The 23139-nt window shown below is 66.3% G+C and carries 25 protein-coding genes; 12 read left to right on the top strand and 13 right to left on the bottom strand.

Features of this window, described 5'->3' with window-relative positions:
* The first annotated feature begins 36 nt into the window (after positions 1-36).
* The 6 genes from mreC to gap all read left to right on the top strand — a co-directional run bounded on the left by mreC (position 37) and on the right by gap (position 6481).
* Entirely contained in the window at positions 37-927 is an 891-nt protein-coding gene (mreC, locus tag Q4I12_RS05300; RefSeq protein ID WP_302260875.1) for a rod shape-determining protein MreC, read from the top strand.
* Positions 928-930: 3 nt separating this feature from the next.
* Entirely contained in the window at positions 931-1401 is a 471-nt protein-coding gene (locus tag Q4I12_RS05295; protein ID WP_302260874.1) for a hypothetical protein, read from the top strand.
* Entirely contained in the window at positions 1388-3397 is a 2010-nt protein-coding gene (gene mrdA / locus Q4I12_RS05290) for a penicillin-binding protein 2 (RefSeq protein WP_302260872.1), read from the top strand. Before Q4I12_RS05295 ends, mrdA begins: the two co-directional genes overlap by 14 nt.
* 18 nt (positions 3398-3415) lie before the next feature.
* Positions 3416-4522, top strand: coding sequence for a rod shape-determining protein RodA (rodA, locus tag Q4I12_RS05285; RefSeq protein WP_302260871.1), 1107 nt, complete (start codon positions 3416-3418; stop codon positions 4520-4522).
* A gap of 252 nt (positions 4523-4774) precedes the next feature.
* Positions 4775-5329: a GAF domain-containing protein gene (locus Q4I12_RS05280; protein ID WP_168934801.1), complete on the top strand. Its 555-nt coding sequence runs from the start codon at positions 4775-4777 to the stop codon at positions 5327-5329.
* Between the two features lie 135 nt (positions 5330-5464).
* A complete protein-coding gene (gap, locus tag Q4I12_RS05275; protein WP_168934800.1) occupies positions 5465-6481 on the top strand; it encodes a type I glyceraldehyde-3-phosphate dehydrogenase in 1017 nt (338 codons plus the stop codon).
* Between the two features lie 430 nt (positions 6482-6911).
* Here gap and Q4I12_RS05270 read toward each other — a convergent pair whose 3' ends face one another.
* From Q4I12_RS05270 to Q4I12_RS05245, 6 genes are read right to left on the bottom strand one after another with little or no spacing between them, the layout of a single operon-like run.
* Positions 6912-7592, bottom strand: a complete 681-nt coding sequence (locus tag Q4I12_RS05270) for a DVU0298 family protein (protein WP_168934799.1) — start codon at positions 7590-7592, stop codon at positions 6912-6914.
* 16 nt (positions 7593-7608) lie between these two features.
* Entirely contained in the window at positions 7609-8208 is a 600-nt protein-coding gene (locus Q4I12_RS05265) for a LysO family transporter (RefSeq protein ID WP_302260870.1), read from the bottom strand.
* Positions 8205-8567 carry a LysO family transporter gene (locus tag Q4I12_RS05260; protein WP_168934798.1) on the bottom strand — a complete coding sequence of 121 codons (363 nt, stop codon included), beginning with the start codon at positions 8565-8567 and terminating at the stop codon, positions 8205-8207. Before Q4I12_RS05260 ends, Q4I12_RS05265 begins: the two co-directional genes overlap by 4 nt.
* A gap of 10 nt (positions 8568-8577) precedes the next feature.
* Positions 8578-9471, bottom strand: a complete 894-nt coding sequence (locus Q4I12_RS05255) for a hypothetical protein (protein WP_302260868.1) — start codon at positions 9469-9471, stop codon at positions 8578-8580.
* Positions 9453-10682 (bottom strand): bifunctional phosphopantothenoylcysteine decarboxylase/phosphopantothenate--cysteine ligase CoaBC, encoded by a 1230-nt coding sequence (gene coaBC, locus Q4I12_RS05250; RefSeq protein WP_204674047.1) that lies wholly within the window; start codon positions 10680-10682, stop codon positions 9453-9455. Before coaBC ends, Q4I12_RS05255 begins: the two co-directional genes overlap by 19 nt.
* Positions 10679-11347, bottom strand: coding sequence for a hypothetical protein (locus tag Q4I12_RS05245; protein WP_297139992.1), 669 nt, complete (start codon positions 11345-11347; stop codon positions 10679-10681). Before Q4I12_RS05245 ends, coaBC begins: the two co-directional genes overlap by 4 nt.
* Before the next feature lie 205 nt (positions 11348-11552).
* On the opposite strand from Q4I12_RS05245, the gene queA reads away from it, so the two are divergent.
* The 5 genes from queA (at position 11553) to Q4I12_RS05220 (ending at position 15476) form a co-directional block, all read left to right on the top strand.
* The gene (gene queA, locus Q4I12_RS05240; RefSeq protein WP_297139990.1) at positions 11553-12665 is read left to right on the top strand and encodes a tRNA preQ1(34) S-adenosylmethionine ribosyltransferase-isomerase QueA; all 1113 of its coding nucleotides are present in this window, start codon (positions 11553-11555) and stop codon (positions 12663-12665) included.
* A 155-nt stretch (positions 12666-12820) separates the two neighbouring features.
* The gene (locus Q4I12_RS05235; protein WP_302260864.1) at positions 12821-13042 is read left to right on the top strand and encodes a 4Fe-4S binding protein; all 222 of its coding nucleotides are present in this window, start codon (positions 12821-12823) and stop codon (positions 13040-13042) included.
* Positions 13039-14127, top strand: coding sequence for a 3-methyl-2-oxobutanoate dehydrogenase subunit VorB (gene vorB / locus Q4I12_RS05230; protein WP_204626452.1), 1089 nt, complete (start codon positions 13039-13041; stop codon positions 14125-14127). Before Q4I12_RS05235 ends, vorB begins: the two co-directional genes overlap by 4 nt.
* Position 14128: 1 nt before the next feature.
* Positions 14129-14944: a thiamine pyrophosphate-dependent enzyme gene (locus tag Q4I12_RS05225; RefSeq protein ID WP_204626451.1), complete on the top strand. Its 816-nt coding sequence runs from the start codon at positions 14129-14131 to the stop codon at positions 14942-14944.
* The gene (locus Q4I12_RS05220; RefSeq protein ID WP_204674043.1) at positions 14937-15476 is read left to right on the top strand and encodes a 2-oxoacid:ferredoxin oxidoreductase subunit gamma family protein; all 540 of its coding nucleotides are present in this window, start codon (positions 14937-14939) and stop codon (positions 15474-15476) included. Before Q4I12_RS05225 ends, Q4I12_RS05220 begins: the two co-directional genes overlap by 8 nt.
* A gap of 316 nt (positions 15477-15792) precedes the next feature.
* On the opposite strand, the gene Q4I12_RS05215 is transcribed toward Q4I12_RS05220, so the two are convergent.
* From Q4I12_RS05215 to rplU, 7 genes are all read right to left on the bottom strand, one after another.
* A complete protein-coding gene (locus Q4I12_RS05215; RefSeq protein ID WP_204625686.1) occupies positions 15793-16290 on the bottom strand; it encodes a DUF805 domain-containing protein in 498 nt (165 codons plus the stop codon).
* 87 nt (positions 16291-16377) lie between these two features.
* Entirely contained in the window at positions 16378-16941 is a 564-nt protein-coding gene (locus Q4I12_RS05210) for an ATP-binding protein (RefSeq protein ID WP_302260861.1), read from the bottom strand.
* Positions 16942-17089: 148 nt separating this feature from the next.
* Positions 17090-18277, bottom strand: coding sequence for a glutamate 5-kinase (proB, locus tag Q4I12_RS05205; RefSeq protein WP_302260859.1), 1188 nt, complete (start codon positions 18275-18277; stop codon positions 17090-17092).
* A gap of 549 nt (positions 18278-18826) precedes the next feature.
* Positions 18827-19252 (bottom strand): hypothetical protein, encoded by a 426-nt coding sequence (locus Q4I12_RS05200; protein ID WP_289616301.1) that lies wholly within the window; start codon positions 19250-19252, stop codon positions 18827-18829.
* A gap of 80 nt (positions 19253-19332) precedes the next feature.
* Positions 19333-20436, bottom strand: coding sequence for a GTPase ObgE (obgE, locus tag Q4I12_RS05195; RefSeq protein ID WP_204674038.1), 1104 nt, complete (start codon positions 20434-20436; stop codon positions 19333-19335).
* Positions 20437-20575: 139 nt separating this feature from the next.
* Positions 20576-20848, bottom strand: coding sequence for a 50S ribosomal protein L27 (gene rpmA / locus Q4I12_RS05190; RefSeq protein ID WP_040369732.1), 273 nt, complete (start codon positions 20846-20848; stop codon positions 20576-20578).
* 56 nt (positions 20849-20904) lie between these two features.
* Positions 20905-21213, bottom strand: coding sequence for a 50S ribosomal protein L21 (gene rplU / locus Q4I12_RS05185; RefSeq protein ID WP_006007380.1), 309 nt, complete (start codon positions 21211-21213; stop codon positions 20905-20907).
* Positions 21214-21579: 366 nt separating this feature from the next.
* On the opposite strand from rplU, the gene Q4I12_RS05180 reads away from it, so the two are divergent.
* A complete protein-coding gene (locus Q4I12_RS05180; RefSeq protein WP_302260855.1) occupies positions 21580-23118 on the top strand; it encodes a class I SAM-dependent RNA methyltransferase in 1539 nt (512 codons plus the stop codon).
* Positions 23119-23139 lie beyond the last annotated feature (21 nt).

Genomic DNA, 23139 nt, shown 5'->3' with positions numbered 1-23139 from the left:
GTCCTTTTTTTTCCTGCTGCTCTCACGGGTGCCACTGTGACATTCCGACGCTTTCTCCTCATGGCGGGCGGCCTTCTGGTGCTGTTTCTGGGCATGTATTCCTGGAACCAGCGCACGCACACGCTCGATGACATCGCCGCCAACGTCGGCCTGGAGATGAGCGGCACGGTGCTGGGCACCTTCGATTCCGTCAAGGGCAGCGTCATGGACGCCTGGCGGCGCTATGTGGATCTGGTGGGCGTGCGCGAAGAAAACGAGCGCCTGCGCGCCCAGGTGGCCGAACTGCAGGCCCGCATCGTCTCCCACGGCGAGGATCTGGCGGAACTGGCCCGGCTGCGCGAGCTGGTGCAGCTGCCCGTGGACAGCGCCTGGAAGCCCGTGGGCGCCCGCATCCTGGCCGGACGCATGGGCCCCAACGCCATCCAGGACAGCATCACCATCAACCGGGGCTACACCTCGGGCGCCCGCCCCGGCACCCCCATCGTCACCAACATGGGCCTTGTGGGCCGCGTGCTGCGGGCCAGCCCCCATGCCGCCACGGTCCTGCTCATCACCGACCCGGGCAGCCGCATCGCCGTGTTCGCCCAGCAGAGCCGCTCGGCCGGCATCCTGAGCGGACAGGGTCTGGAACAGCCGCTGGAAGTGGGCTTTGTGGAACGCGACGCCCCGGTGACCGCCGGGGAGATCCTCATCACCTCCGGTCTGGACGGCAAATATCCCAAGGGCATCCCCGTGGCCACCGTGGACAGCGTGGCCCCCTCGGACTCCACCCAGTTTCTGGCCGTCACGGCCCGGCCCCTGGTGGACGTGCGCCGTCTGGAAGAGGTGCTGCTGCTGGAGCCCAGCGGCATCAACCGGCCCCTGCGCCCCAGCGAGCCCGCCCCGGACTTCGTGGGCCCGCCCCGGCACCCCAAAAGGGAGCGCTAGCCCATGCAGGCCGTGCGCAACATCTTCTGGTGGCTGTGCTTCGTGGCCCTGGGCATCTGCGTGCAAAGCCTCGTCCCCTGCCTCGATGCCCTGGTGGTGGGGCTGGTCATCCTGTTGCAGGAAAGGGACTACAAAAACCTTTGCTGGCTGCTGCCGCTCTTCGTCCTGCTGCAGGAAGGCATCGGCACCAGCCCCTTCGGGGCCACCATCGTCTGGTACGCGCTGGTCTGCCTGATCTACCGCCTGCTGCGCTGGCTGCTGGGCCTGGGGAACTTCTTCCTCGTGCTGCTACTCTCCATCTGCCTGGGCGGGGCCTGCTTCGGCCTGGGCTGGCTGTTCTCCCCGCTCTATGCCGTGCATTTCGATCCGCAGGGATTTTTGGACAGGAGCCTGATCCAGGCCCTTTACCTGCCCGTGGCCTGGTTGCTTCTGACGGCCACGCGGCCCCTGGCATGTTCGCATGACGAAGAATAGGCGTATCTTCCCCTCTGCCGCTCCGGAACCGGCCTCTCCCCTGACGGAGGCCCCCCGCCGCAAGCGCAAGAACTGGCGTTCCTGGCTGACCATACAAGTGGAAAGCGAACGCTACCAGCCGCCGCGCAGCGGCATCCTGCTCCTGCAGGTGCTGGTGGGCATCTTCTTTTTCGTCTTCGTCACCCGCTTCTGGTACCTCCAGCTCCATCTGGGGCCGGAGATGACCACACAGGCCCAGAAAAACCGCCTGCGCACGGAGCGCATCTTCGCCCCGCGCGGCCGCATCTTCGACGATCACGGCAATATCCTGGCCGACAACCGCACGGCCTACGGCCTGGCCATCATCCGCGAGGACTGCCCGGACATCCCCGCCACCCTGGCCCAGATCAGCCAGTGGACGGACACGCCGCTGGAGCAGCTCCAGAACCGCTACAACCAGGACCGCTTCAAGACCAAGCCCTTCGAGGCCCTGCCGCTGGTCTCCGGTCTGGATTTCGGCCAGGTGGCCCGCATCGAGGCCGAGCTGGTCAACTGGCCCGGCCTGGAGATCATGGTCCGCACCAACCGCCACTATCCCGAAAAAGACCTTTTCGCCCACGTGCTCGGCTATGTGGCCGAAGCCAACAGCGCCGAGATGGAGAAAGATCCCGATCTGGCCATGGGCGATCTGGTGGGCAAAGCCGGTCTGGAACTGGAGCTGGAAAAGCGCCTGCGCGGCCACAAGGGCCTGTACCAGATGGAAGTGGACGCCCACGGGCGCATGCTGGCCAAGAGCCTGAGCGAGGCCCCCAGCGCCGGACAGGAGCTGGCCCTTTCGCTGGACCGCGACCTGCAGCAGGCCGCCTGGGACGCCCTTGCCGGCGAGGCGGGCTGCGTGGTGGTCATGGAGCCGGACACCGGTAAGCTGCGCGCGCTGGTGACCTCCCCGGCCTACGACAACAACCTGTTTGCCGCGGGCATCTCCCGCCGCGACTGGGAGGCCCTGCGCACCAGCAAGCGCTATCCTTTGCAGAACCGCGTCATCCAGAGCGTCTACCCGCCGGGCTCTGTCTGGAAGCTGCTCATGGCCGTGTTCTTCCTCGAGAACGGCGTGGATCCCCGCGAGACCGTCTTCTGCGGCGGCCAGACCAAGCTGGGCAACCAGATCTTCCGCTGCTGGCGGCGCGGCGGGCACGGCAGCCAGACGCTGGAGCAGTCGCTCATCAACTCCTGCGACGTGTACTATTACATCATGGCCGAACGCCTGGGCATCGACAAGATTTCGGCCTTTGCCAAGCAATGCGGCTTCGGTCGCCCCACCGGGGTGGACCTGCCCCACGAGCGTTCGGGCCTGGTGCCCTCGCGTGACTGGAAGCAGCGCTACCGCAAGCAGGTCTGGGTGCGCGGCGATACGTTCAACACCTCCATCGGTCAGGGCTTCACTCTGGTCACGCCCATCCAGATGGCCGTCTATGTGTCGGCCATGCTCAACGGCGGCGACCTGCTCAAGCCCCAGCTGCTGGAAGATGCCCCCCGCGAGGTGCGCGGCCGCATCCCCGCCGAGCTGGGCCATCTGCGCTTCGTGGTCCAGGCCATGCGCCGCACGGCCGGGGGCGGCACCGCCAAGGTGGTGGGCCGCCACAATGCCGACATGGGCGGCAAGACCGGTACGGCCCAGGTGACCAAACTGAAGATGACCGCCAACGACCGCCGCCTGCGCACCGCGGAGCTGGCCTACCTGCACCGCGACCATGCCTGGATCGCCACCTGGGGCAGCAAGAACGGCAAGACCTATGTGGTCATCGTCATGGTGGAACACGGTGGCGGCGGTTCCAGCGTGGCCGGCCCCGTGGCCAAAAAAGTCTACGAATATCTTTTCGGGCCGGATACCGCCGCGCCCGGCTACAGGGCGCCGGAAGCGCCCCAGCCCGCCGGCAGGATGCTGGGCACCGTATCAGGCCCCCTGCCGGGCATGACCAACGACAGCAACGATCCCCCCAAGCGCCGTCGCCGCTGACGACAACAGGAACGCCCCATGGACAAGCGCCTTCTCGGCTATATCAACTGGGCACTGCTGGCCTGCATGCTGCTGCTCTACTTCACGGGCGTGGCCAACCTCTATTCCGCCAGCGGCACCCGCGTGGAGACCGGTTTCGCCTTCGAGAGCTTCTACCAGCGCCAGCTGGTCTGGGGCCTGTGCGGCCTGGGCTGCATGCTGCTGACCACGCTGTTCGACTACCGGCAGCTGCGCAATCTGGCCTGGCCCGCCTATCTGATCTTCCTGGTACTGCTGATGCTGGTGCCCCTGGTCGGCTCCACCTTCTACGGCGCCAAGCGCTGGATCTCCTTCGGCCTGTTCACCATCCAGCCTTCGGAACCCATCAAGATCGCCGTGCTCATTCTGGTGGCGCGCCTGCTGGCCCGCGACAGTCAGCCCCTGGGCTGGAAGAACTTCTTTTCCGTCCTGGCCGTGGGGCTGGTGCCCGTGGTCTTCATCCTCAAGCAGCCCGACCTCGGCACGGCCATGATGGTGCTGCTCATCATGGGCGGCATGATCCTGTTCCACGGCCTGCGCCGCTATGTGCTGGGCACCTGCCTGCTGGCCGTGCCCGGCGTGGCCGCCCTCATGTGGTGCGTGCTCATGCACGATTACCAGAAGCAGCGCGTGCTCACCTTCCTCAATCCCGGCGACGACCCCCTGGGCGCGGGCTACCACATCCTGCAGTCGCGCATCGCCATCGGTTCCGGCGAGCTGTGGGGCAAGGGCTACATGGAAGGCATGATGAACAAGCTCAACTTCCTGCCCGAGCGCCACTCGGACTTTGCCCTGGCCGTATTCGGCGAGGAATGGGGCTTTGTGGGCTGCGTGGCCCTGGTGACGCTGTTCTGCCTGTTCCTGCTGTCCATCTTCTCCACGGTGGTCCAGGCCAAGGATCGTTTCGGCAGCATGCTGGCCGTGGGTGTCTTCTTTTACTTTTTCTGGCAGATATGTATCAATATGGGCATGGTCATCGGGCTCATGCCCGTGGTGGGCATCCCCCTGCCCTTCATCAGCTACGGCGGCAGTGCCACGGTAGTGAACTTCACATTACTGGGCATCGTGCTTAATGTTTCTATGCGGCGCTTCATGTTCAAGAGCTGAGCCTGAGGCATGCCTGCCTGGACAGGCATGCCGGACAGGAGAGCTCCCACCTCCTTTCCCGGGGCACAGCCGGGAACCCGCCGCATGTCCCATCCGGATATCCCGTTGCCGGGCGACCGGCCGACGACTATCCCATCCCCGCCGTCCCGCGCGCGTCCGTCATCCCCGGTAACGCGCCTGCGCCCGGGGCGGCCAACGGCAATCACCGACGCCTGCCGGGGAAGGCGTCACCCCATCCAAAGGAGGTCTTCCATGCCCCAGGATTATTTCCGCGCCCTGCGTGATGTGGCCCTGGCCATCAATGCCAGCCTTGATCCCAAGGACGTGCTGCACAAGATCAGCGAGCACACGGCACAGACCATGAACTGCAAGGCTTGCACCATCCGCCTGCTGGACAGCACCGGGCACTTCCTGCTGCCCAGCGCCGCTTACGGCCTCTCCGCCACCTACATGCGCAAAGGCCCCGTGGAAGTGAAACGCAGCGGCCTGGACAGCGAAGTGCTGTCCGGCAAGGCCATCCACCTGAAGGACGCCACCTCTGACGGCCGCTTCCAGTATCCCGAATCCGCCAAGGCTGAGGGCCTGGTCTCCGTGCTTTCCGCTCCCCTGAGCGTGGGCGGCAAGGTCATCGGCCTGATCCGCGTCTACTCCTCCGAAGAGCGCGAGTTCACCGACGACGAAGACAGCTTCATGATGGCCGTGGCCGCCATCTCCGCCGTGGCCATCGAAAATGCCCGTCTGCATGACGCCCTGCGCAACAATTACGAGCTGATGGCCAAACACGCCTACTCGGTCTACGAAGACTAGCCGGCCCTGCCGCACGTCCCGATCCGCCAGGCCAGGCGGCATGCGCCCCGGCATGACGGCATCAGGGCCCTGCCCGCCGCCGTGCCGCTCCGCCCCCATCAAGACAGTATGCCCGCAAGGGCAAAGGTGAATACAATGAAAAAAGTTCGTGTCGGTATCAATGGTTTCGGCCGCATCGGCCGCCAAGTGTTCCGCGCCCTGCGCCAGAGCTACGCTGATCGCGTGGAAGTGGTGGCCATCAACGACCTCTTCGACGCCACCACCAACTTCCAGCTGCTGGAATACGACTCCGTCTATGGCCGCGCCTTCCTGGACGCCCAGGTGGACGGTCAGGAAGTGAAGGTCGGTGACTGGAACATCCACTGCTTCGCCGAGCGCGATCCCCATCAGCTGGCCTGGGGCCAGTATGACGTGGACGTGGTGGTGGAAAGCACCGGTATCTTCCGCAAGGCCTCCCAGGCGTCCGTGCACATGGACAACGGCGCCAAAAAGGTCATCATCACCGCTCCGGCCAAGGAAGAAGACATCACCATCGTCATGGGCGTGAACCACGACCAGTACGATCCCGAAAAGCACCACATCGTGTCCAACGCCTCGTGCACCACCAACTGCCTGGCGCCCGTGGCCCTGGTGCTGCAGCGCAACTTCGGCATCAAGCTGGGCAACATGACCACCATCCACTCCTACACCAACGACCAGCGCATTCTCGACATGGCCCACAAGGACCCGCGTCGTGCCCGCGCCGCCGCTTGCAACATCATCCCCACCTCCACCGGTGCGGCCCAGGCCGTGGCCAAGGTCATCCCCGAACTGGCCGGCAAATTCACCGGCTACTCCCTGCGCGTGCCCACCCCCACGGTCTCCGTGGTGGACTTCAACGGCATCCTGGAAAAGGAGACCGATACCGAGACCCTGCTGGCCGCCCTCAAGGACGCCAGCGAGACCTACCTCAAGGGCATCCTGGGCTATAACACCCTGCCCCTGGTCTCCATGGACTTCAAGGGCGACCCGCATTCCTCCATCCTGGAAGCGCCCTACACCACCGTGCAGAACGGCAATCTGGTGAAGGTCGTGGCCTGGTACGACAACGAATGGGGCTACTCCAACCGCGTCTGCGACCTGGTCTGCCTGATGCAGGAAAAGGGCCTGTAAAAAATCCCCCGGAGCGGGCCTGCCCTGCTCCGGCATCCCCATGAACACAAAAGGCCACCCGCTCGGGTGGCCTTTTGCATATATTTCAAGCCCGTCAGCCTCAAAAAGCGGACGCTGTCCGAACTGCCCGCTCCCCTGCCTTTCTTTCCATCCCAAGACGTCCGCGCCATCCTCCCCGCCCCGCTCCCGTCCTGCCTGCCCCATCCTGTGGTATCTGTCCCCGGCCCATCCTTTCCCCCGCTCCGTCCACCGGGCACAAAAAAAGTCCCCCGCACTACCGGGGGACCATCAAACACGGTACGGACAGGGGCGCCACGCTCCCCGCCCAATGACCGGAACAGCGTTTTTTGAAGGGAAAGGGGGAGCTTGAGGCGGAGAGGGGAACTTTTACCCAAAAAAGTTCCCCTCTCCCCCTCAACACGGCATCACTCTACCCCAGGGCCTCGCGGGCCAGCTCGGAAACGGTCTTTTCCACTACCTTCTCGCCGTCGAAGACCTCGCAGATCTCCTCATGTCCGGCTTCGGCCAGACGGCGCAGGGCCGGGGCATCCATGAAGTCGCGGGGCAGCTGGGCAAGGGCCCAGGCGGCCATGCCGCGGCAGGGAATGTCCTCGTCCTCCAGCCCCTTGAGCAGCCAGGGACGGGCGATGACGGCCAGGTCCCGCCGGGCCTGCGCCAGACGGCCGATGGCCCAGAAGCAGGAGCGGCGCAGCGGGCCATGATCGCAGAAGTTGTCGTCCCGGCCCAGGTCGATGACATAGGAGATGAGCACCCGGTGGAACTCCTTGGCCGCGCGGGGACAGGCGGCCAGCACTTCGCCGAAGGCTTCGGGGATGCCCCAGCCGATGTTGCCGGACTCCTCGTTCATGTGCCACATGAGACGGCGCATGATGTTGTGCATGTCTTCGGCGCTGCCCTCTTCCAGACCGGCCACCACCTGCCCCAGGGCCAGGGCGGCCTTGTGGCGCATGAGCGGTTCCAGCAGCAGGAAGGAGAAGAGCGGCCCCACGGCGGGCTGGCCCATGGAGCGCAGTTCGGACAGATGGTCACGCCAGTCGGGCGCGGAAAGCAGATCTTTCAGTTGCTGTTTGACGGCACGCATACGGGCCATGGCGCAGCTCCTTGCGTTACAGGGTACAGAAGAAAGTCACCCAGAAAGGCACGCTGAAATCCAGGATCATGGCGTGCACGATGGAGACGAACACCCACTGTTTGCCCGCGAAGCGGGTGATGGCCGGCAGGGTGGAATCCATGGTGGAGGCGCCGCCGCACGAGATGGCGGCCAGCGGGCTGATCCAGCGTACCATGAGCGGCGTGAAAAGCAATGTGGCCAGCTCGCGCATGATGTTGGCCAGCAGGGCCACGGTGCCCAGCTCCGCGCCCTTGTACTGGGTGATGAAGATGGACGAAAGGGAATAATAGGCAAAGCCGGAACCCACGGCCAGGCATTCGCTGAGGGAATAGGCCAGCGTGATGCTGGCCAGGGCCGCCCCGGCAAAGGTGCCCACGGTGGTGGCCAGGGGCAGCAGCAGCACCCGGGGCCGCAGGGTGCGCAATATCTCGCCCAGACGGCGGTCGTGCCCGATGGAGATGCCCACCAGGAACATCAGCACATAGAGCATGTAGAGCGTGCCGTCGTGCTCCAGAAAATAGTCCGGTATCCAGCCCAGCCAGGCCAGCAGCACGCCCAGCACGAAACAGCCCAGGATCATCAGGCTCCCGCTCATGCCCGGCCCTCCCCGTCTTCCCGGTCACGGCGCACGCTCATGGCCGCGCCCGCGTCCTCGCTGTCGGCCCCAGCGGCCGCATGGCGCCGGGGCCCGGCATCGGGAAAGAAACGGCGCACGGCCACGATGCAGATGAGGCTGCCCGCCACACAGGCCACGGTGAGGATCAGGGCCTTGCCGCCCAGTACGGGCAAATTGGTCATCAGGGTCTCGTTGCCGCCCACGGCCACGCCGAGGGCGAAGAGCATGAGCATGATGGTGGGAGAGATGGCGCGGCCCAGCAGTTCGGGCCACTGGAAAGAGCGCAGGGCAAAGCCCAGGGCGATGCCCGTGAGCATCAGTCCGATAGCAGTGAACATGGCGTTGTTTTCAGCGTCTGGAGATTTGTTGCAGCGCCCGGCGCACAAAGGCCAGCATGGCCGCGTAGCGCTGCGGTTCATCAAGAAGGAATTCCACGTCCCAGAGCACCCAGACCAGCGTGCCGCGATGCCGCAACTGCTGGAGGGGGCGCACCCCGGCGGGCAGCCCCAGGGCGCGGGCCGCCACGGAGCCCATGACCACCACGGCACGGGCATGCAGGGCCTGCACGCCGGACCAGAACACGTCGGCATTGGGCTGGTAGCGGGGCCTGTCCTCCCCCTCGGCCGGGGCCGGGGAGGCGGGCATGGCGTCAGGATCGGGCAGACAGGCGGGCCAGAAGGTGCTGGTGCCCGCCGGATAGGCCAGATCCTGCATGAGACGGCGGAAAAAGGCGCTGCGCTGCGCCTTGCCCGGGGCCTGCGCTTCGCAAAGGTCCGGGCCGAGGTTCCAGTAGGTCCAGACCACCCGTCCCTGCCGGGTGCGCGAAAGGCGCTCCTGCCAGACGGCGGGCCAGACGTGGGGCGGCAGGGGCCGCCAGCTCCTGACCGGTGCGGCGGTCTCCGGGGCCTGTTCCGCGGCTTGCGGACGGGACGGGCGCCGCTGTTCCGGGGCGGGCGCTGCGGGAGCGGGAGAAGCCACGGGGGCACCGCCCTGCCTCACGGCCTGTGCCGGTGCGGCGGACGCACTGCCCTGGCCTTCCTGCTGCAGCTGGGAAGGCAAAGGACGCACGGGACGGGGCGCCCGCGGGGCCGCAGGCTGCGGACGGCGCACGGGCGCGGCCGGGACGGCGTCCGGCATGACGCACAGGGAGAGCTCCGGGGGCAGATCCTCGGGCATGAGCAGCCAGTCGAGGCCGCGTGCCTGCCAGGGGGCCGCCAGCGGGTTTACAGGCGCAAAAGCCACGAACAAAGATCCCAGGCCACGTCGGCCTTGCTCTGGTTGGGCCAAATCTCTTCATGGCCGGTACGGTCCACCACGGCCATGCTGTTGGTGGCCGCGCCGAAGCCGCTGTCGCCGCTGTTGACGCGGTTGCCCGCCAGCAGATCGGCGTCCTTGCGGGCACGCTTGCCGCGGGCCAGCTCCAGCAGGCTGTCCATGTCGGGCGTGGTCTCGGCCGCGAAGCCCAGCACTTTCTGCCCTTCCCGCCGCTGGTGCGACAGGGTCCGCAAGATGTCGGGATTGGCCGTGAAGCGGATGCTGAAGCCGTCCTGCCGCCCTTCTTTCTTGAACTTCTGCGGGCCCAGCGGTTCGGGCGAAAAGTCCGCCACAGCGGCGCAGAACAGGCCCATGTCCATGCGGGGCCAGCAGTCGGACGCGGCCTCGAACATCTCGCGGGCACTGCCCACGCCGATGCGCTCCACCCCGGCGGGCAGGTCGGGGCAGCCGGGCCCGCACACGGCCGTGACCTCGGCCCCGCGCAGCCAGGCGGAGGTGGCCAGCGCCGCACCCATGGTGCCGCTGCTGGGATTGGTCCAGTAGCGCACGCCGTCCCACTTTTCGCGGGTGGGGCCCATAGTCAGCATGACGCGCTGTCCCGCCATGTCCTGCGGCGAAAGGGCACGCAGGGCGGCCAGAAAAAGATCCTCCACCGGGGCCAGACGGCCCTGGCCGGTATCGCCGCAGGCCGTGCCGCCGCAGCCGGGCACGACGACCCGGGCCCCGCGCCGCCGCAGGGTGGCCACATTGTCCTGGGTGGCCGGGTGCCGCCACATGCGCGGGTTCATGGCCGGGGCCACCACCAGCGGCCCGTCAAAGGCCAGCGCCTGCGCCGAGAGCATGTCCGACGCCGCTCCGGCCGCCAGACGCGACAGGGCATCGGCCGAGGCCGGGGCCACCAGCATGGCCTGGGCCCGCTGGCCCGGCTCCAGATGATCGAAGACCTCGTCGCCCTCGAACATGCGGCCATAGACCGGCATGGCGCCCAGGGCCTCGAAAAGCAGGGGCGTCACGAAACGGCGCGCGCCGTCGGTGAGGGTGACGGAAACGTGGATGTCCAGGGCGTGCAGGGCGCGCAGCAGATCCAGCGCCTTGTAGCAGGCGATGGAGCCGCACACGCCCAGATGCAGACGCTTGCCCGCGAAACGGCGGCTGTTGTGGAAGGGCGACGCGCTCACAGCAGACGCTCCTGCAGACCGCTGCCGCTGCTGCCGCCCGAAGAGGAGCCCCAGCCCCCGCTGTTGCCCACCGGAGGCGGCGTGCTGCCGCCGTCGGGCGTCTCGAAACCGCCGCCCGTGGCGGGGCCGTTGCTTTCGAAGCCGCCGCCGGAAACACCGTCGGAGCTGCCGCCAAAGCCGCCGAAACCGCCGCTGTTCTGGCCGCCCTCACCGCGCAGGGGCAGGAGGTTCAGGGAGGAACCGTCGGCCATCTTTTCCGAGACCCAGATCTCGGCCACGCAGCTGTAGACCGTCTGCGAATACAGGCTGATCACGGCAAGACGGTTGCCGTTCTCAAAGGCCAGCATGATGCGGTCGGCCTTGCGCAGGCTCATGCGCACGTTCCAGCCCGCCCCCTGCATGTTGTTGAACAGGCTCTGCGCCACCTGCATCCGGTCGGCCTGACCGTACGCGGTCTCCATGCCCTGGGGCTGGCCGTCGCTGCCGGTGGTGCGGGCGCAGTGCTGCGTGGAAAGTTCCATGCCCGCAGGCAGACTGATGCCCAAAAGCTGGCTGTTTGCGGCGGTCGGCGTGGATTCAAAGGGGTTGCTGATGCCCAGGTCCGCGCAACCGGCGGCGCTGGCCAGGAAGACCCCAAGGATCAAGGTGACAAGTAGGCGTCGCATTGGCTATACTCCTTCAACTGTCGTCCGGAAGGCCGGACAGCCCGAAAAGGATAGCCTCTCCGGCACGGACTGACAAGCGTCTCTCCGGCTGCCCGGCTGCCCCTCCCCCTGCGGGGCGGGCATGGAAAACGGCATCGCCCGGCCCTGTCCGACGGCAGATGTTGCGGCCGCCACGCGGCCCGAAGAGAAGTGAAGGAAAAGACCCATGCCGCCTGTTTTCGTTTCCGAAGATGATTTTCTGCTGCAAAACTATACCTACGAGCTGCCTCAGGAGCAGATAGCCCAGTATCCGCCGGAGCAGCGGGGCACGTCGCGCCTGCTGACCATGCGCCGCAACGGCGCCCTGGACCTGGAGCACCACATGTTCAGCGACCTGCCGGACTGCCTGCCCGAAGGCTCCCTGCTGGTGGCCAACAACTCCCGCGTGCTGCAGGCCCGCCTGCTGGGCAGCCGCAGTACCGGCGGCAAGGTGGAATTCCTACTGCTGACGCCCCTGCCGCTGGTGCGGGCCGCCGCCACGCCCGTCAAGGGCCGTGAGGACACCTGGAGCGCCGAGGTCAACGGCCTGGTCCGTTCCGGGGGCAGCGTGCGCGAAGGCGAGACCCTGCACTTCGGCGCGGGCATCAGCGTGACCATCCTTGAATGCGGCACCTTCGGCCACCGGCGTGTGCGCATGTGCTGGAAGGGCGACGTGGCCGACGCCTTTGCCGCCACCGGGCACATCCCCCTGCCGCCCTACATCAAGCGTTCCGACGCCGAAGAAGATTTCAGCCGTTACCAGACCATCTACTCCCGCGAGGAGAAGACCGGTTCCGTGGCCGCGCCCACGGCGGGCCTGCACTTTACCGACGAGCTGCGCGAGACCCTGCGCCGGCGCGGCTTCCAGTGGGCCGAAGTGACGCTCTATGTGGGCTACGGCACCTTCAGCCCCGTGCGCTGCGAAGACATCCGCAACCACCAGATGCACCGGGAATACGTGGAACTGCCCGAAGAGACGGCCAACGCCATCGCCGAGGCCAAGGCCCGGCACCGGCCCGTCATCGCCGTGGGCACCACCTCGGTGCGCACGCTGGAAGGCGTGGCCCAGGTCTGCGGCCGTGCCCAGCCCTTTGCCGGCTGGACGGACATCTTCCTCTACCCCGGCCGTCCCTTCCGCGTGGTGGACGGGATCATCACCAATTTCCACCTGCCCGAGTCCTCCCTGCTGATGCTGGTCTCGGCCTTCGCGGGCCGCAAACGCATCCTGGAAGCCTATCAGGAGGCCGTGAAGGAAGGCTACCGCTTCTTCTCCTACGGGGATGCCATGCTCATCCGGTAGGCGTTTTTTGCGGCTGCCCGGCTTTCCGGTACGGACGGAGCCGGACGCATCCGCAACCGGCCCTTCGGGGCATGATAAGTGTCAACACCGCATGGTGCGGCACCCTGTGGCAGGATGCCGCGCCATGTGCAATCTGTATCGATCAGGGGAACAGCATGTCGCGAATTGTTTTTCTGGAAGAACGCTGCAAAGGCTGCGGCCTGTGTGTAACGGTCTGCCCGGCGCACATCATTCGCCCCTCGGGACGGTTCAACCGCCAGGGCTATGAGGTGATGGAAACCGAAGGCCGCTGTACGGGCTGCGCCTCCTGTGCGCTCATGTGCCCGGACGTGGCCATCCGTGTCTTCAAATCCAAAAAAACGGAGAAGACCGCATGAGTCACGACCGCATTCTCATCAAGGGCAATGAAGCTGTGGCCTTTGGCGCCCTGGACGCCGGCTGCCGCTGCTATTTCGGCTATCCCATCACGCCGCAGAACGAGATCCCCGAGACCATGTCCCTCCGGCTGCCCGAATGCGGCGGCCAGTTCGTGCAGGCCGAAAGCGAAGTGGCCGCCATCAACATGCTGCTGGGCGCCGGCGCCTGCGGCATCCCGGCCATGACCTCTTCGTCCAGCTGCGGCATCTCGCTGATGCAGGAAGGCATCTCCTACATGGCGGGCAGCCATATCCCGGCCGTCATCGTCAATATGGAACGCGGCGGCCCGGGCCTGGGCGATATCGGTCCCTCGCAGGGCGACTACTTCCAGGCCGTCAAGGGCGGCGGTCACGGCGACCACCGCAACCTGGTGCTGGCCCCCTCCACCGCGCAGGAATGCTACGACATGATGTTCCGCGCCTTCGCTCTGGCCTTCAAGTACGCCAACCCGGTCATGCTGCTGGGTGACGCCATCGTGGCCCAGATCAAGGAGCCCGTGCGCCGTCAGCCCCCGGCCGACGCCCTGAGCCCCGAGGCCCTGGCCGAACTGGCCGCGCCCTGGCGCATGGAAGGCTACGGCAAGCGCGGCCCCGGCGCCAAGCCCCGTCTGCTCAAGTCCGTGTACCTGGCCGAAGGCGCCCTGGCCGCCCGCAACCGCCTGCTCATGGAAAAGTACGCCGCCATGCAGGCCGAAGCCTGCGCCGAATGCTGGAACACCGACGACGCCGAACTCGTGGTGGTGGCCTTCGGCTCCATGGCCCGCATCGCCCGCAGCGCCATCCGCAAGCTGCGCGAAGAAGGCCTCAAGGCGGGCCTGTTCCGTCCCAAGACGCTCTATCCCTTCCCGGCCGACGCCCTGCGCGCCCTGGCTCCGGGCCGCCGCTTCCTGGTCATCGAACAGAACACCGGCCAGATGGTGGAAGATGTGCGCCTGTCCCTGATGGGCGAGAACGCCAAGGTGGACTGGCACGGCGTCATGCCCGGCCTGTTCATCGGCGCCGATGCCCTGGAAGATCCCATCCGTCAGGCCTGCAAGGAGAACTAAGATGCACGCGCACGAACTTGAACAGGCCCTTGTGCCCCAGGATGGCGAGACCCTGGTCTTCGACACCAATCCCGTGCTCAACGAGCGCGTGACCCACTACTGCCCCGGCTGCCACCACGGCATCGCCCACCGCCTGGTGAGCGAGGTGCTGCACGAGCTGGGCGTGGCCGACAGGACCATCCTGGTGGCCTCCGTGGGCTGCGCCACCTTCACTTACGACTACTTCAACGTGGACGGCCTCGAAGCCCCCCACGGCCGTGCCTGCGCCGTGGCCACCGGCGTGCGCCGTGCCCGCCCCGAAAGCGTTGTCTTCACCTATCAGGGCGACGGCGACATGGGCGCCATCGGTCTGGCCGAGTCCATCCACGCGGCCAACCGCGGCGAACTCATCACCGGCATCTTCATCAACAACACCGTCTACGGCATGACCGGCGGCCAGATGGCCCCCACCACCCTGCTGGGCCAGAAGACCACCACCAGCCCCCGCGGCCGCGACATGGCCCGCCACGAAGGCGGCCCCATCCGCATGGCCGAGCTCATGGCCCAGCTCTCGGGCGTGGCCTATTCCGAACGCTGCGCCCTGGACAGCGTCAAGCATGTGCGCGCGGCCAAGAAGGCCCTGCGCAAGGCCTTCGAAGTACAGCTGCAGGGCCTGGGCTTCGGCTTCGTGGAGCTGCTCTCCGGCTGCCCCACCAACTGGCATATGGACCCCGTCAGCGCCAACAAGCGCATCAGCGAGGCCATGATCCCTGTATTCCCTCTGGGCGTGTACAAAGACGTGACCGCCCCGGCCGAAAGCGAGGTGCAGCATGGCTAAGTATCAGGACGTCATCATCGCCGGTTTCGGCGGCCAGGGCGTCATGCTCATCGGCAACCTGCTGGCCCAGGCCGGTATGGAACACGGCCTCGAAGTGAGCTTCATCCCGGTCTACGGCGCCGAGATGCGCGGCGGTACCGCCAACTGCACCGTGGTGCTGGACGAGCATCCCGTGGGTTCGCCCCTGGTCAACACGCCCCGCTCCATCATCGTGCTCAACGAGCCCTCGCTGGCCAAGTTCCAGCCCCGGCTGCATCCCGACGGCGTGCAGATCGTCAACGCCTCGCTCATCTCCGAAGGCCTGCTGGACGGCAAGCACCGCACGGTCTACATCCCGGTCAACGACATCGCCCACGAACTGGGCAATGTGAAACTGGCCAACATGGTGGCCCTGGGCGCCTGGATCAAGGCCACCGGCGCCCTGCCCCTGGAAGCCGTGCAGGAAGCCCTCAACCGCGTGGTCAGCGCCCACTACGCCAAACTGATCCCGGTCAACGCCAAGGCCCTGCAGGCCGGCTACGACTTCGCGTAACGAACTGGACGGGGGAAGGGGCCCCCTCTGCTGGCGCGAGAGGTGTCCCCTTCCCCCGTACCCCCATCCCTCCCCAGCGCGCTTTACCAAGGCCCACGTCCCGCCAGATGGCGGGCCGCGGGCCTTTTTTGATGACAGGCAAAAAAGTCGATGCGCAAGATGACGGATGGCCGCTCATGGGGCAGCCCGGCCATTGCGGATATGAAGAGCTCGCACAAAGATGCGGGGCCTCTTTAGGGCCGCCCCGTGCGCCATGAAAAAAGCGGAGCCCGAGGGCTCCGCTTCATCATGTAATGTATCGAACAGGAAAAGATGGTTAGTCTTCCTTGGCCGTTTTTTCCTCGTCCGCAGCGACGGCGGCCTTCACGCACGGCGCCGGACCGTACTTGTTGGGGCCTTCCTGACCGCTGGCGAAGCAGAGGAAAAGCAGCAAGGTACCGGTGACGAACAGCCAGGCATAGTGCAGATAGAGCATGTAGTCCGACAAATGCCCTTCATTGTTCATGTAGTTGGAAAGGCCGAACATGGGCAGGATGACGGTGATGGTCAGCCAGACCGTCCAGATGCCGCCGGGCAGGTTCAGGTCGTGCAGACGGCGGATGCCCACGGAGCTGAGCGGGATCATCAGCAGGGCCCAGAGCATGCCCACGATCATGGGCGAGGTGAACCACACGGCCAGCGCCCCCAGCACCAGGAAGAACAGCAGGAACCAGATGAACTCGGCCCGGCAGCTGCGACCGTAGCAGCGGGCGAATTTGCCGAAGCAGGCGGCGATGGCCGCACCGGGTTTCATGACAGTTGTTTTGCCGGACATGGTCCCTCCTTGATGACAGAGAGCAGTGGATTGCAGGATGCCTCTATGCCCTGCCTGCTGGGGCAGGCGCACGGGAAAAAGACTTCATTATCCCGCAACGGCATCGGCCTTGGGCGCTGCCGTATGCAGGAGCCGCCGTATCATTTCGATATCCAGGGCATAGTCTTTGTCCATCAGAATGTACTTATAGGAATGCAGGATGCACTGCCGCAAATTGCGCCGATTTCCCTCAAGCAGGCTCTCAGGCGCAGGACATGCTTCTTTCCTGTTTTCGATCACGCTTTCATATCTGGCTATGTCCGCATATCGTTCTTTGATGTAGCCCTCGCTGAACACGAGGCAGACATAGGCGATTTCTTTTCTGTACTCGTCCGGGAAATCATTTTCCCAGCCAAAGGGGATATAGCATCCCTCGATGATCATGTTCTCGCGGTTCTCTATGCATGTCTTGATCATCTCCCTGACGATGGGCCACAGGTAGCGTGTGAGCTCGGCACCATCGCTTTCAGGAGACAGCGCGCACTGGCCGCTCCTGATGAGCCCCATCTTCAGGTGATCCAGCGACAGGCAGGGATAGCGGTATGCCTCCAGCAGCTTCTGCGCCAGCAGGGTCTTTCCCGTATGGCTCTCCCCTGCGATCAATATGACCATCGCTCACCAACTCCTAAGGATCTGCCCGTCTTCCGGGCTCCTCCGCCCAAGGAGGGAAGCCGCTCCGGCTCCCGCCGTCGGGCCAAGCCCCGCTCTTCAGCGCTGCATGCCCTACGGATACGCCCTGCCGCCCGGCAAACGCTGCTGCCTAGATGGCGGCATCCATGAGCAGGTTGTCGCGATGGATGACCTCGGGATAGTGGGCATCGCCCAGGATGGCGGCCACCTCATGGCGCCGCAGGCCCATGATCTTGCGCAGGTCCGCCGCGCTGTAATTGGACAGGCCCACGCCCAGGCTGGCGTGGCCGTCGCTTTCGCCCAGACGGGCCACACGCACCAGCGCGCCCTTCTGAAAATTGCCCAGCACCTGACGCACACCGCCGGGCAGCAGGCTGCTGCCCTTGCTGAGCAGGGCCTCGGCCGCACCGGCATCCACCAGCACCGTGCCCGCCGGATCGGACTGGTAGGCCAGCCAGAACTTGCGCCGCGGGATGGCGTGTTCCTCGGGACGGACCCAGGTGCCCACGGCCTCACCGGCAAAGGCGCGCGCCAGCACGTCCGTTTCGCGACCGGGCAGGATGAGGGTGGGCACGCCCAGCTGGGCGGCGCGGCGCGCGGCCTGCAGCTTGGAGTACATGCCGCCGGTGCCCACGCTGGTCTTGCCGCCGCACATGCGGCCCAGATCGAGGCCCGCCACGTCCTCCACGCATTCCAGGATGCCCGCGTCGGGCACTTCCTGCGGATTGGCCGCGTAGACGCCCGGGGCCGAGGTCAGGTTGATGTAGAGGTCGGCACCGATGAGGTTGACCAGCAGGCTGGCCAGACAGTCGTTGTCGCCGAATTTCAGCTCGCTGACCGAGACCGTGTCGTTCTCGTTGACGATGGGCAGCACGCCCCAGTCCATGAGCTCGGCGAAGGTGTTGCGGGCATTGAGGAAACGCTGGCGGGCGCGCAGGTCGTCACGGGTGAGCAGCACCTGCGAGGTGGGGAAATCATAGGCCCGGAAGACCTCGTCCCAGGCGCGCATGAGCTGGCCCTGTCCCACGGCGGCAGCCGCCTGGCGGGCGGACAGGCCGGAGGTCTCGCCGCTGTGGCCGTGGGCGCGCAGGACGGCGCGACCGGCCGCCACGGCCCCGGAAGAGACCAGCACCAGACGGCGCTCATGCCCGTCCGGCGCGGTGCGCAGGGCGGCCATCTGACGGGCCAGGCTTTCCAGCACGGGCGTGCTCAGCCCCTGGGCATCGGTCAATACCGCACTGCCCACCTTGATGACCACCACACGGGCACGGGCCAGCGCCTGTGCTTTTTCCTGTCGCCAATCGGCCTGTCTTTCCATGATCGCTCCTAACAAGGGCTCTAAAAAATTCCTGTCCGCCTCCGGCGGACGCCGCCTGACCATAGCCCAAAGCACGACAAACAGCCAGCACCCTGCGGCCGCGCCAGCGAAGAAGGCGCCTATAGCGGCTGCCGGTATCCGCAGTGTTCTGCATCCAGCGGGCGCTGTCCCGGAGGGGCCGCCATTTGCCGGCGCGCGAGGGAGGCCTTCCTATGCCCTTAGAGGCGCATGTCCTTCGGAAGCATCCCATCCGGCAGCCTGCGAGACTTTTCCCGGCACAGGGGAGCACAGGCAGCTATGCATCCCCCTGCTCGATGGCTGCTGAAGGCAGCACGGAAGACAGAAGGCCGGGGCCCTGCCGTTTCCCGTCTTCCTCACAGGGATTCGGACAACATTTTTGAAGGGGTGAGAAGGCATGAAGGCGGAGGGACTTTTCTGCAGAGCGGCCGAAAGGCGGCCCGGAGGGCCGTGCCCGTTACCATACGGGCGTTACGGGCAGCGACAGCAGAACAAAGTCCCCCCGCCCTCATAAAACACTGGGGTACGGGACTACTTGTAGAACTCCAGCGAGTCCACGATGCCCTGCAGGGCGGGATGGCCGGTACGGCCCACGATGCTGGCCACGCCGTGCATGCCGTCGAAGGTCCAGAGGCAGACCTCCAGCGGCAGATCGCCCGCCATGCCCTTGAGGCCGTAATAGTTGCCGTTCTGCGCCACACGGGCGGCGTGCAGCTTCTGCTCGTAATCGGCCGCCAGCTGTTCCGGCGTCATGGTCCCGCTGGCGGCGGTGACGATGGTGACGCTCACGGATTTGTCCGGGGCCACCAGCACCACGCCTTCGCTCACGTCCGGCACGGCGGTCACGGTCCAGCCCTCGGGGGCGACCACGCGGAAGGTCTGCTTCTCCACAGGGGCGGCCAGAGCGGTGGCGCACAGGGCCAGCAGCAGGAGGCAGGACAGAAGGATATGTTTCATGCTTCTCCTCCTGAGTGACGAAAAACGGGGCAGGAACGCGGCCTGCCAAGCGGCGGTCCCGCATCCCTGCCCCGCACGCATCACTCGCGGGTGTAGATGACTTCGATGTCCTCGAATTCCTCTTCGTCCACGTTCTCGGCTTCCACGAAGTGGTGCAGGGGCTCGTGCACCTGCACTTCGTCGCGCAGCTTCCAGAGCGCGGCCACCAGATCCTCGATGCCGATGCCGTCACGGGCCGAGATGAAGAAGACCTCGCGGCCGTCGGCGCGGGCGCGGGCCCGCAGCTCTTCCAGACGCTCCTCGTCCACCAGGTCGATCTTGTTGACCACTTCGATCTGGCGACGTTCGGCCAGTTCGGGGTCGAAGCGGCGCAGCTCCTCGTTGATGAGCTCGAAACCGGCCCAGGGATTGTCGTCGCTCACGTCCTCGATGCTGAGGATGTGCACCAGGAAGCGGGTGCGCTCCACATGCTTGAGGAAACGGTGGCCCAGGCCCTGGCCTTCGTGGGCGCCCTCGATGAGGCCGGGGATGTCGGCGATGACCATGCGGCGGTCAGGATCGTATTCGTCGATCATGACGCCCAGATTGGGCGTCAGCGTGGTGAAGGGATAGGCCGCGATCTTGGGCCGCGCCGCCGAGACCTGCGAGATGAAGGTGGACTTGCCCGCATTGGGCAGGCCCAGCAGGCCGGCGTCGGCCAGGATCTTCAGTTCCAGGCGCAGCTCGCGTTCTTCGCCGGGTTCGCCGGGCTGGGCGAAACGCGGGGCGCGCATGGTGGACGTCTTGAAATGCTCGTTGCCCATGCCGCCGCGACCGCCCTGGGCGGCCACCACTTCCATGTCGGGCTCGCGCAGGTCGGCCAGCAGGTATTCTTCGCCCATCTCGTCGCGGGCATAGACCAGGGTGCCCACGGGCAGGCCCAGGATGAGGTCATCGCCCTTGCGGCCGTTGCACTGGCTGCCCATGCCGGGCTGGCCGTTGCGGGCCTCGTACTGGCGCTTGAGGCGGAAGTCATAAAGGGAAAGCAGGCGGCTGTCCGCCTTGAGGATGACGGAACCGCCCTTGCCGCCGTCACCGCCGTCCGGCCCGCCGCGGGGCACGAACTTTTCACGCCGGAAAGACACGCAGCCGTGGCCGCCCTTGCCGGCCCGGACCTGGATAGTAGCTTCGTCCACAAAACGCATGAAAAATCTCCCGGGTGTCACCACCCTGATCTTCGGGACGCCTTGCGGGCGTACCGCAGGCCACAGGGGCCTGAAAAAAGCAAAAAAGGGAAGAAGCCCTGCGGCCTCTTCCCTTCAAAAATCACGCCTTGCCGCGCCGTTATTCGGCAACGGGGGCTTCCACATGCACGCGGGTGAGCACGCGACGCTTGCGGATGTACTTTTCAAAACGCACCACGCCGTCAACCTTGGCGAACAGGGTGTAGTCCCTGCCCATGCCCACGTTGGTGCCGGGATAGATCTTGGTGCCGAGCTGACGCACGATGATGTTGCCAGCCAGCACGTTCTGGCCGCCAAAGCGCTTCACGCCGCGTCTTTGGCCCGCACTGTCGCGGCCGTTACGCGAAGAGCCGCCTGCTTTCTTATGAGCCATGGTATACTCCTTACAAGGCAGATTGCCGTGCGTCCCCGCAGGGACACGCCGTCAAGCTAGCCGTTAATGCTTTTGACGCGGATGGTGGTGCAGTCCTGACGATGACCGCGCAGCTTGCGCGAGTCGTTACGACGCCAGCGCTTGAACACCATGACCTTGGCGCCGCGGCCCTGTTCCACCACTTCGGCGGTCACGGCAGCGTTTTCCACATAGGGAGCGCCCACTTTCACGTCGGCGCCGCCAAGCATCAGCACCTTGTCCAGCTTGATTTCGCTGCCGGCTTCGCCAGCGAGCTTTTCCACAACGATCTTGGAACCTTCTTCGACGCGGTACTGTTTGCCGCCCGTTTCAATAATAGCGTACATGCTCTTAAACCTCCGAAAAGAGAGAGGCCTGTTTGCCTCATGCTACAAGAAAAGTCAAGTGATTTTTGTTCTTGGCCGCGCCACAGGCCACGCATCCTGTGGTGGGACGCGCGGTAGTCGGGGCCAGACAGAGGCGTAGGCCAGTTGCGTTGCATAGCACAGGAAGCGCCGGGAGGCAATGCTTTTTTGCCTTCCGCCGCTTTTTTTCCGCGCCGGACGCGCTTTTCCCGCCGCAGAGGGACGGCTGTCCCCCTTTGCTCCGCCCTGCCGCGCATTGCCAGCCCGGGGCAAAGCCGCTACAAGAAAGATCATCGTGCCGCAGGCCTCTCCGGCCTGTTCCCCGCCACTCCAACCCCCTGTTCCGCCATGACCGATGAGATCGTTTGCCGCATCGACGCCCTGAGCCACGACGGCCGCGGCCTGCACCGCCCCGAGGACGGCGGGCCTGTCATTTTCGTCGCGGGCTCCCTGCCCGGCCAGACGGTACGGGCCCGCATCATCCGCCGCCAGAAACGCTTCTGGGAGGCCCAGCGTACGGCGGTGCTGGAGGACGTGGCCCTGGCGGCGGACATCTGTCCCCACGGCGAGGATTGCGGCGGCTGCCCCTGGCAGCGCCTGCCCTATGCGGCCCAGCTGCGCTGGAAAGGCCAGCTGGTACGCGATGCCCTGGAGCGCATCGGCGGTCTGGGCCGTGATGCGGCCCTGCCCCTGCGGCCCGCTCTGGGCTCCCCGGAACAGCGGGCCTTCCGCAACAAGATGGAATTCGCCTTCGGCCCTGCCGACGGCAGCGGCCTGTGCCTGGGCCTGCGCCGACGCGGCGGCCTGCAGGTGCTGCCGGTGCCCGGCTGCGCCCTGCCGCCCGGCGAGGGGCTGGAGCTGGTCAGGGCCTGCGCCGATCTGGCCGCCCGCAGCGGCCTGCCCGCCTATGTGCCGCCGCGCAGCGCCGCCGAGGAAGGCCGCCTGCGGCCCCGGGCGGAAAAGAATCGCGGGCGCCGCCCCCGGCGGGAACGCCCGGCTACGGAAGACTGCGGTTTCTGGCGCTTCCTGGTGGTGCGCTACGGCTGGCCCGATCCCGCTCCGGCACAGGCCGCCGCGGACGATGCTCCGGGACGCCGCTGGTGGCTCACCTGCGTCACCAGCCCGGGCACGGCGGAACAGCGCCGTACCGTGGCCCGTATGGGCCGGGAACTGCTGGACGCCTTCCCGCACATCCAGGCCTTCGTCCATGAGGAACGTGCCACCCCTGACGCTCTGGTGGCCGGAGAGACGCGCGTGCTCTGCCTCGACCGCCGGGACGAGGCCCTGCCGGACGACGGAGCGCCGCTGTATCTCCCCCTGGGCGGCCGCTGGTTCGGTATCGATCCCGCATCCTTTTTCCAGGTCAACAGCCGGGCCGCCGAATTGCTGGCCGCCACGGCCGTGGATCTGCTCCTCTCCCCCCAGGCGGGCGTGACGCCCCGCCGTCTGCTGGATGTCTATTGCGGTGCGGGGGCTCCTGGCCTGCTGGCCGCAGGACACTTTGAAGAGGTGCTGGGCATGGAGTACGACCGCCGCGCCGTGCTCCTGGCGGAGCGCAATGCCCGCCGTTTCGGCTTCGGCCATTGCCGCTACGAGGCCGGGGACGCCGCCCGCCTGCTGACGGCCCTGGCCCGCAAGCACGGCCCCGGGCACTGGGATCATGCCCTGCTGGACCCGCCGCGCGGCGGTGTGGCCCCGGAAGCGCTGGAGGCCCTGCTCCATCTGGCTCCGGAGCGCCTGGTCTACATCTCGTGCAACCCGGCCACCCTGGCCCGCGATGCCCGGATGCTGTCCGCCGATTATGAGCTGGTGCAGGTGACGCCCCTGGACCTCTTCCCCCACAGCCCGCACGTGGAAAGCGTGAGCTGCTGGCAGCGTCGCGCCTGAGACGGCCCGCTTTTGCCGGTG

Source organism: Desulfovibrio piger (genome assembly GCF_951793255.1).
Taxonomy (GTDB): Bacteria; Desulfobacterota; Desulfovibrionia; order Desulfovibrionales; family Desulfovibrionaceae; genus Desulfovibrio.
The sequence above is the reverse complement of the archived record's forward strand: the minus strand, read 5'-3'. Positions and strand labels throughout refer to the sequence as shown.

Coding starts and splice junctions, on each gene's coding strand:
- Q4I12_RS05295 (WP_302260874.1), top strand. CDS start 931: ATGCAGGCCGTGCGCAACATCTTCTGGTGGCTGTGCTTCGTGGCCCTG.
- mrdA (WP_302260872.1), top strand. CDS start 1,388: ATGACGAAGAATAGGCGTATCTTCCCCTCTGCCGCTCCGGAACCGGCC.
- rodA (WP_302260871.1), top strand. CDS start 3,416: ATGGACAAGCGCCTTCTCGGCTATATCAACTGGGCACTGCTGGCCTGC.
- Q4I12_RS05280 (WP_168934801.1), top strand. CDS start 4,775: ATGCCCCAGGATTATTTCCGCGCCCTGCGTGATGTGGCCCTGGCCATC.
- gap (WP_168934800.1), top strand. CDS start 5,465: ATGAAAAAAGTTCGTGTCGGTATCAATGGTTTCGGCCGCATCGGCCGC.
- Q4I12_RS05270 (WP_168934799.1), bottom strand. CDS start 7,592: ATGGCCCGTATGCGTGCCGTCAAACAGCAACTGAAAGATCTGCTTTCC.
- Q4I12_RS05265 (WP_302260870.1), bottom strand. CDS start 8,208: ATGAGCGGGAGCCTGATGATCCTGGGCTGTTTCGTGCTGGGCGTGCTG.
- Q4I12_RS05260 (WP_168934798.1), bottom strand. CDS start 8,567: ATGTTCACTGCTATCGGACTGATGCTCACGGGCATCGCCCTGGGCTTT.
- Q4I12_RS05245 (WP_297139992.1), bottom strand. CDS start 11,347: ATGCGACGCCTACTTGTCACCTTGATCCTTGGGGTCTTCCTGGCCAGC.
- queA (WP_297139990.1), top strand. CDS start 11,553: ATGCCGCCTGTTTTCGTTTCCGAAGATGATTTTCTGCTGCAAAACTAT.
- Q4I12_RS05235 (WP_302260864.1), top strand. CDS start 12,821: ATGTCGCGAATTGTTTTTCTGGAAGAACGCTGCAAAGGCTGCGGCCTG.
- vorB (WP_204626452.1), top strand. CDS start 13,039: ATGAGTCACGACCGCATTCTCATCAAGGGCAATGAAGCTGTGGCCTTT.
- Q4I12_RS05225 (WP_204626451.1), top strand. CDS start 14,129: ATGCACGCGCACGAACTTGAACAGGCCCTTGTGCCCCAGGATGGCGAG.
- Q4I12_RS05220 (WP_204674043.1), top strand. CDS start 14,937: ATGGCTAAGTATCAGGACGTCATCATCGCCGGTTTCGGCGGCCAGGGC.
- Q4I12_RS05215 (WP_204625686.1), bottom strand. CDS start 16,290: ATGTCCGGCAAAACAACTGTCATGAAACCCGGTGCGGCCATCGCCGCC.
- Q4I12_RS05210 (WP_302260861.1), bottom strand. CDS start 16,941: ATGGTCATATTGATCGCAGGGGAGAGCCATACGGGAAAGACCCTGCTG.
- proB (WP_302260859.1), bottom strand. CDS start 18,277: ATGGAAAGACAGGCCGATTGGCGACAGGAAAAAGCACAGGCGCTGGCC.
- Q4I12_RS05200 (WP_289616301.1), bottom strand. CDS start 19,252: ATGAAACATATCCTTCTGTCCTGCCTCCTGCTGCTGGCCCTGTGCGCC.
- obgE (WP_204674038.1), bottom strand. CDS start 20,436: ATGCGTTTTGTGGACGAAGCTACTATCCAGGTCCGGGCCGGCAAGGGC.
- rpmA (WP_040369732.1), bottom strand. CDS start 20,848: ATGGCTCATAAGAAAGCAGGCGGCTCTTCGCGTAACGGCCGCGACAGT.
- rplU (WP_006007380.1), bottom strand. CDS start 21,213: ATGTACGCTATTATTGAAACGGGCGGCAAACAGTACCGCGTCGAAGAA.
- Q4I12_RS05180 (WP_302260855.1), top strand. CDS start 21,580: ATGACCGATGAGATCGTTTGCCGCATCGACGCCCTGAGCCACGACGGC.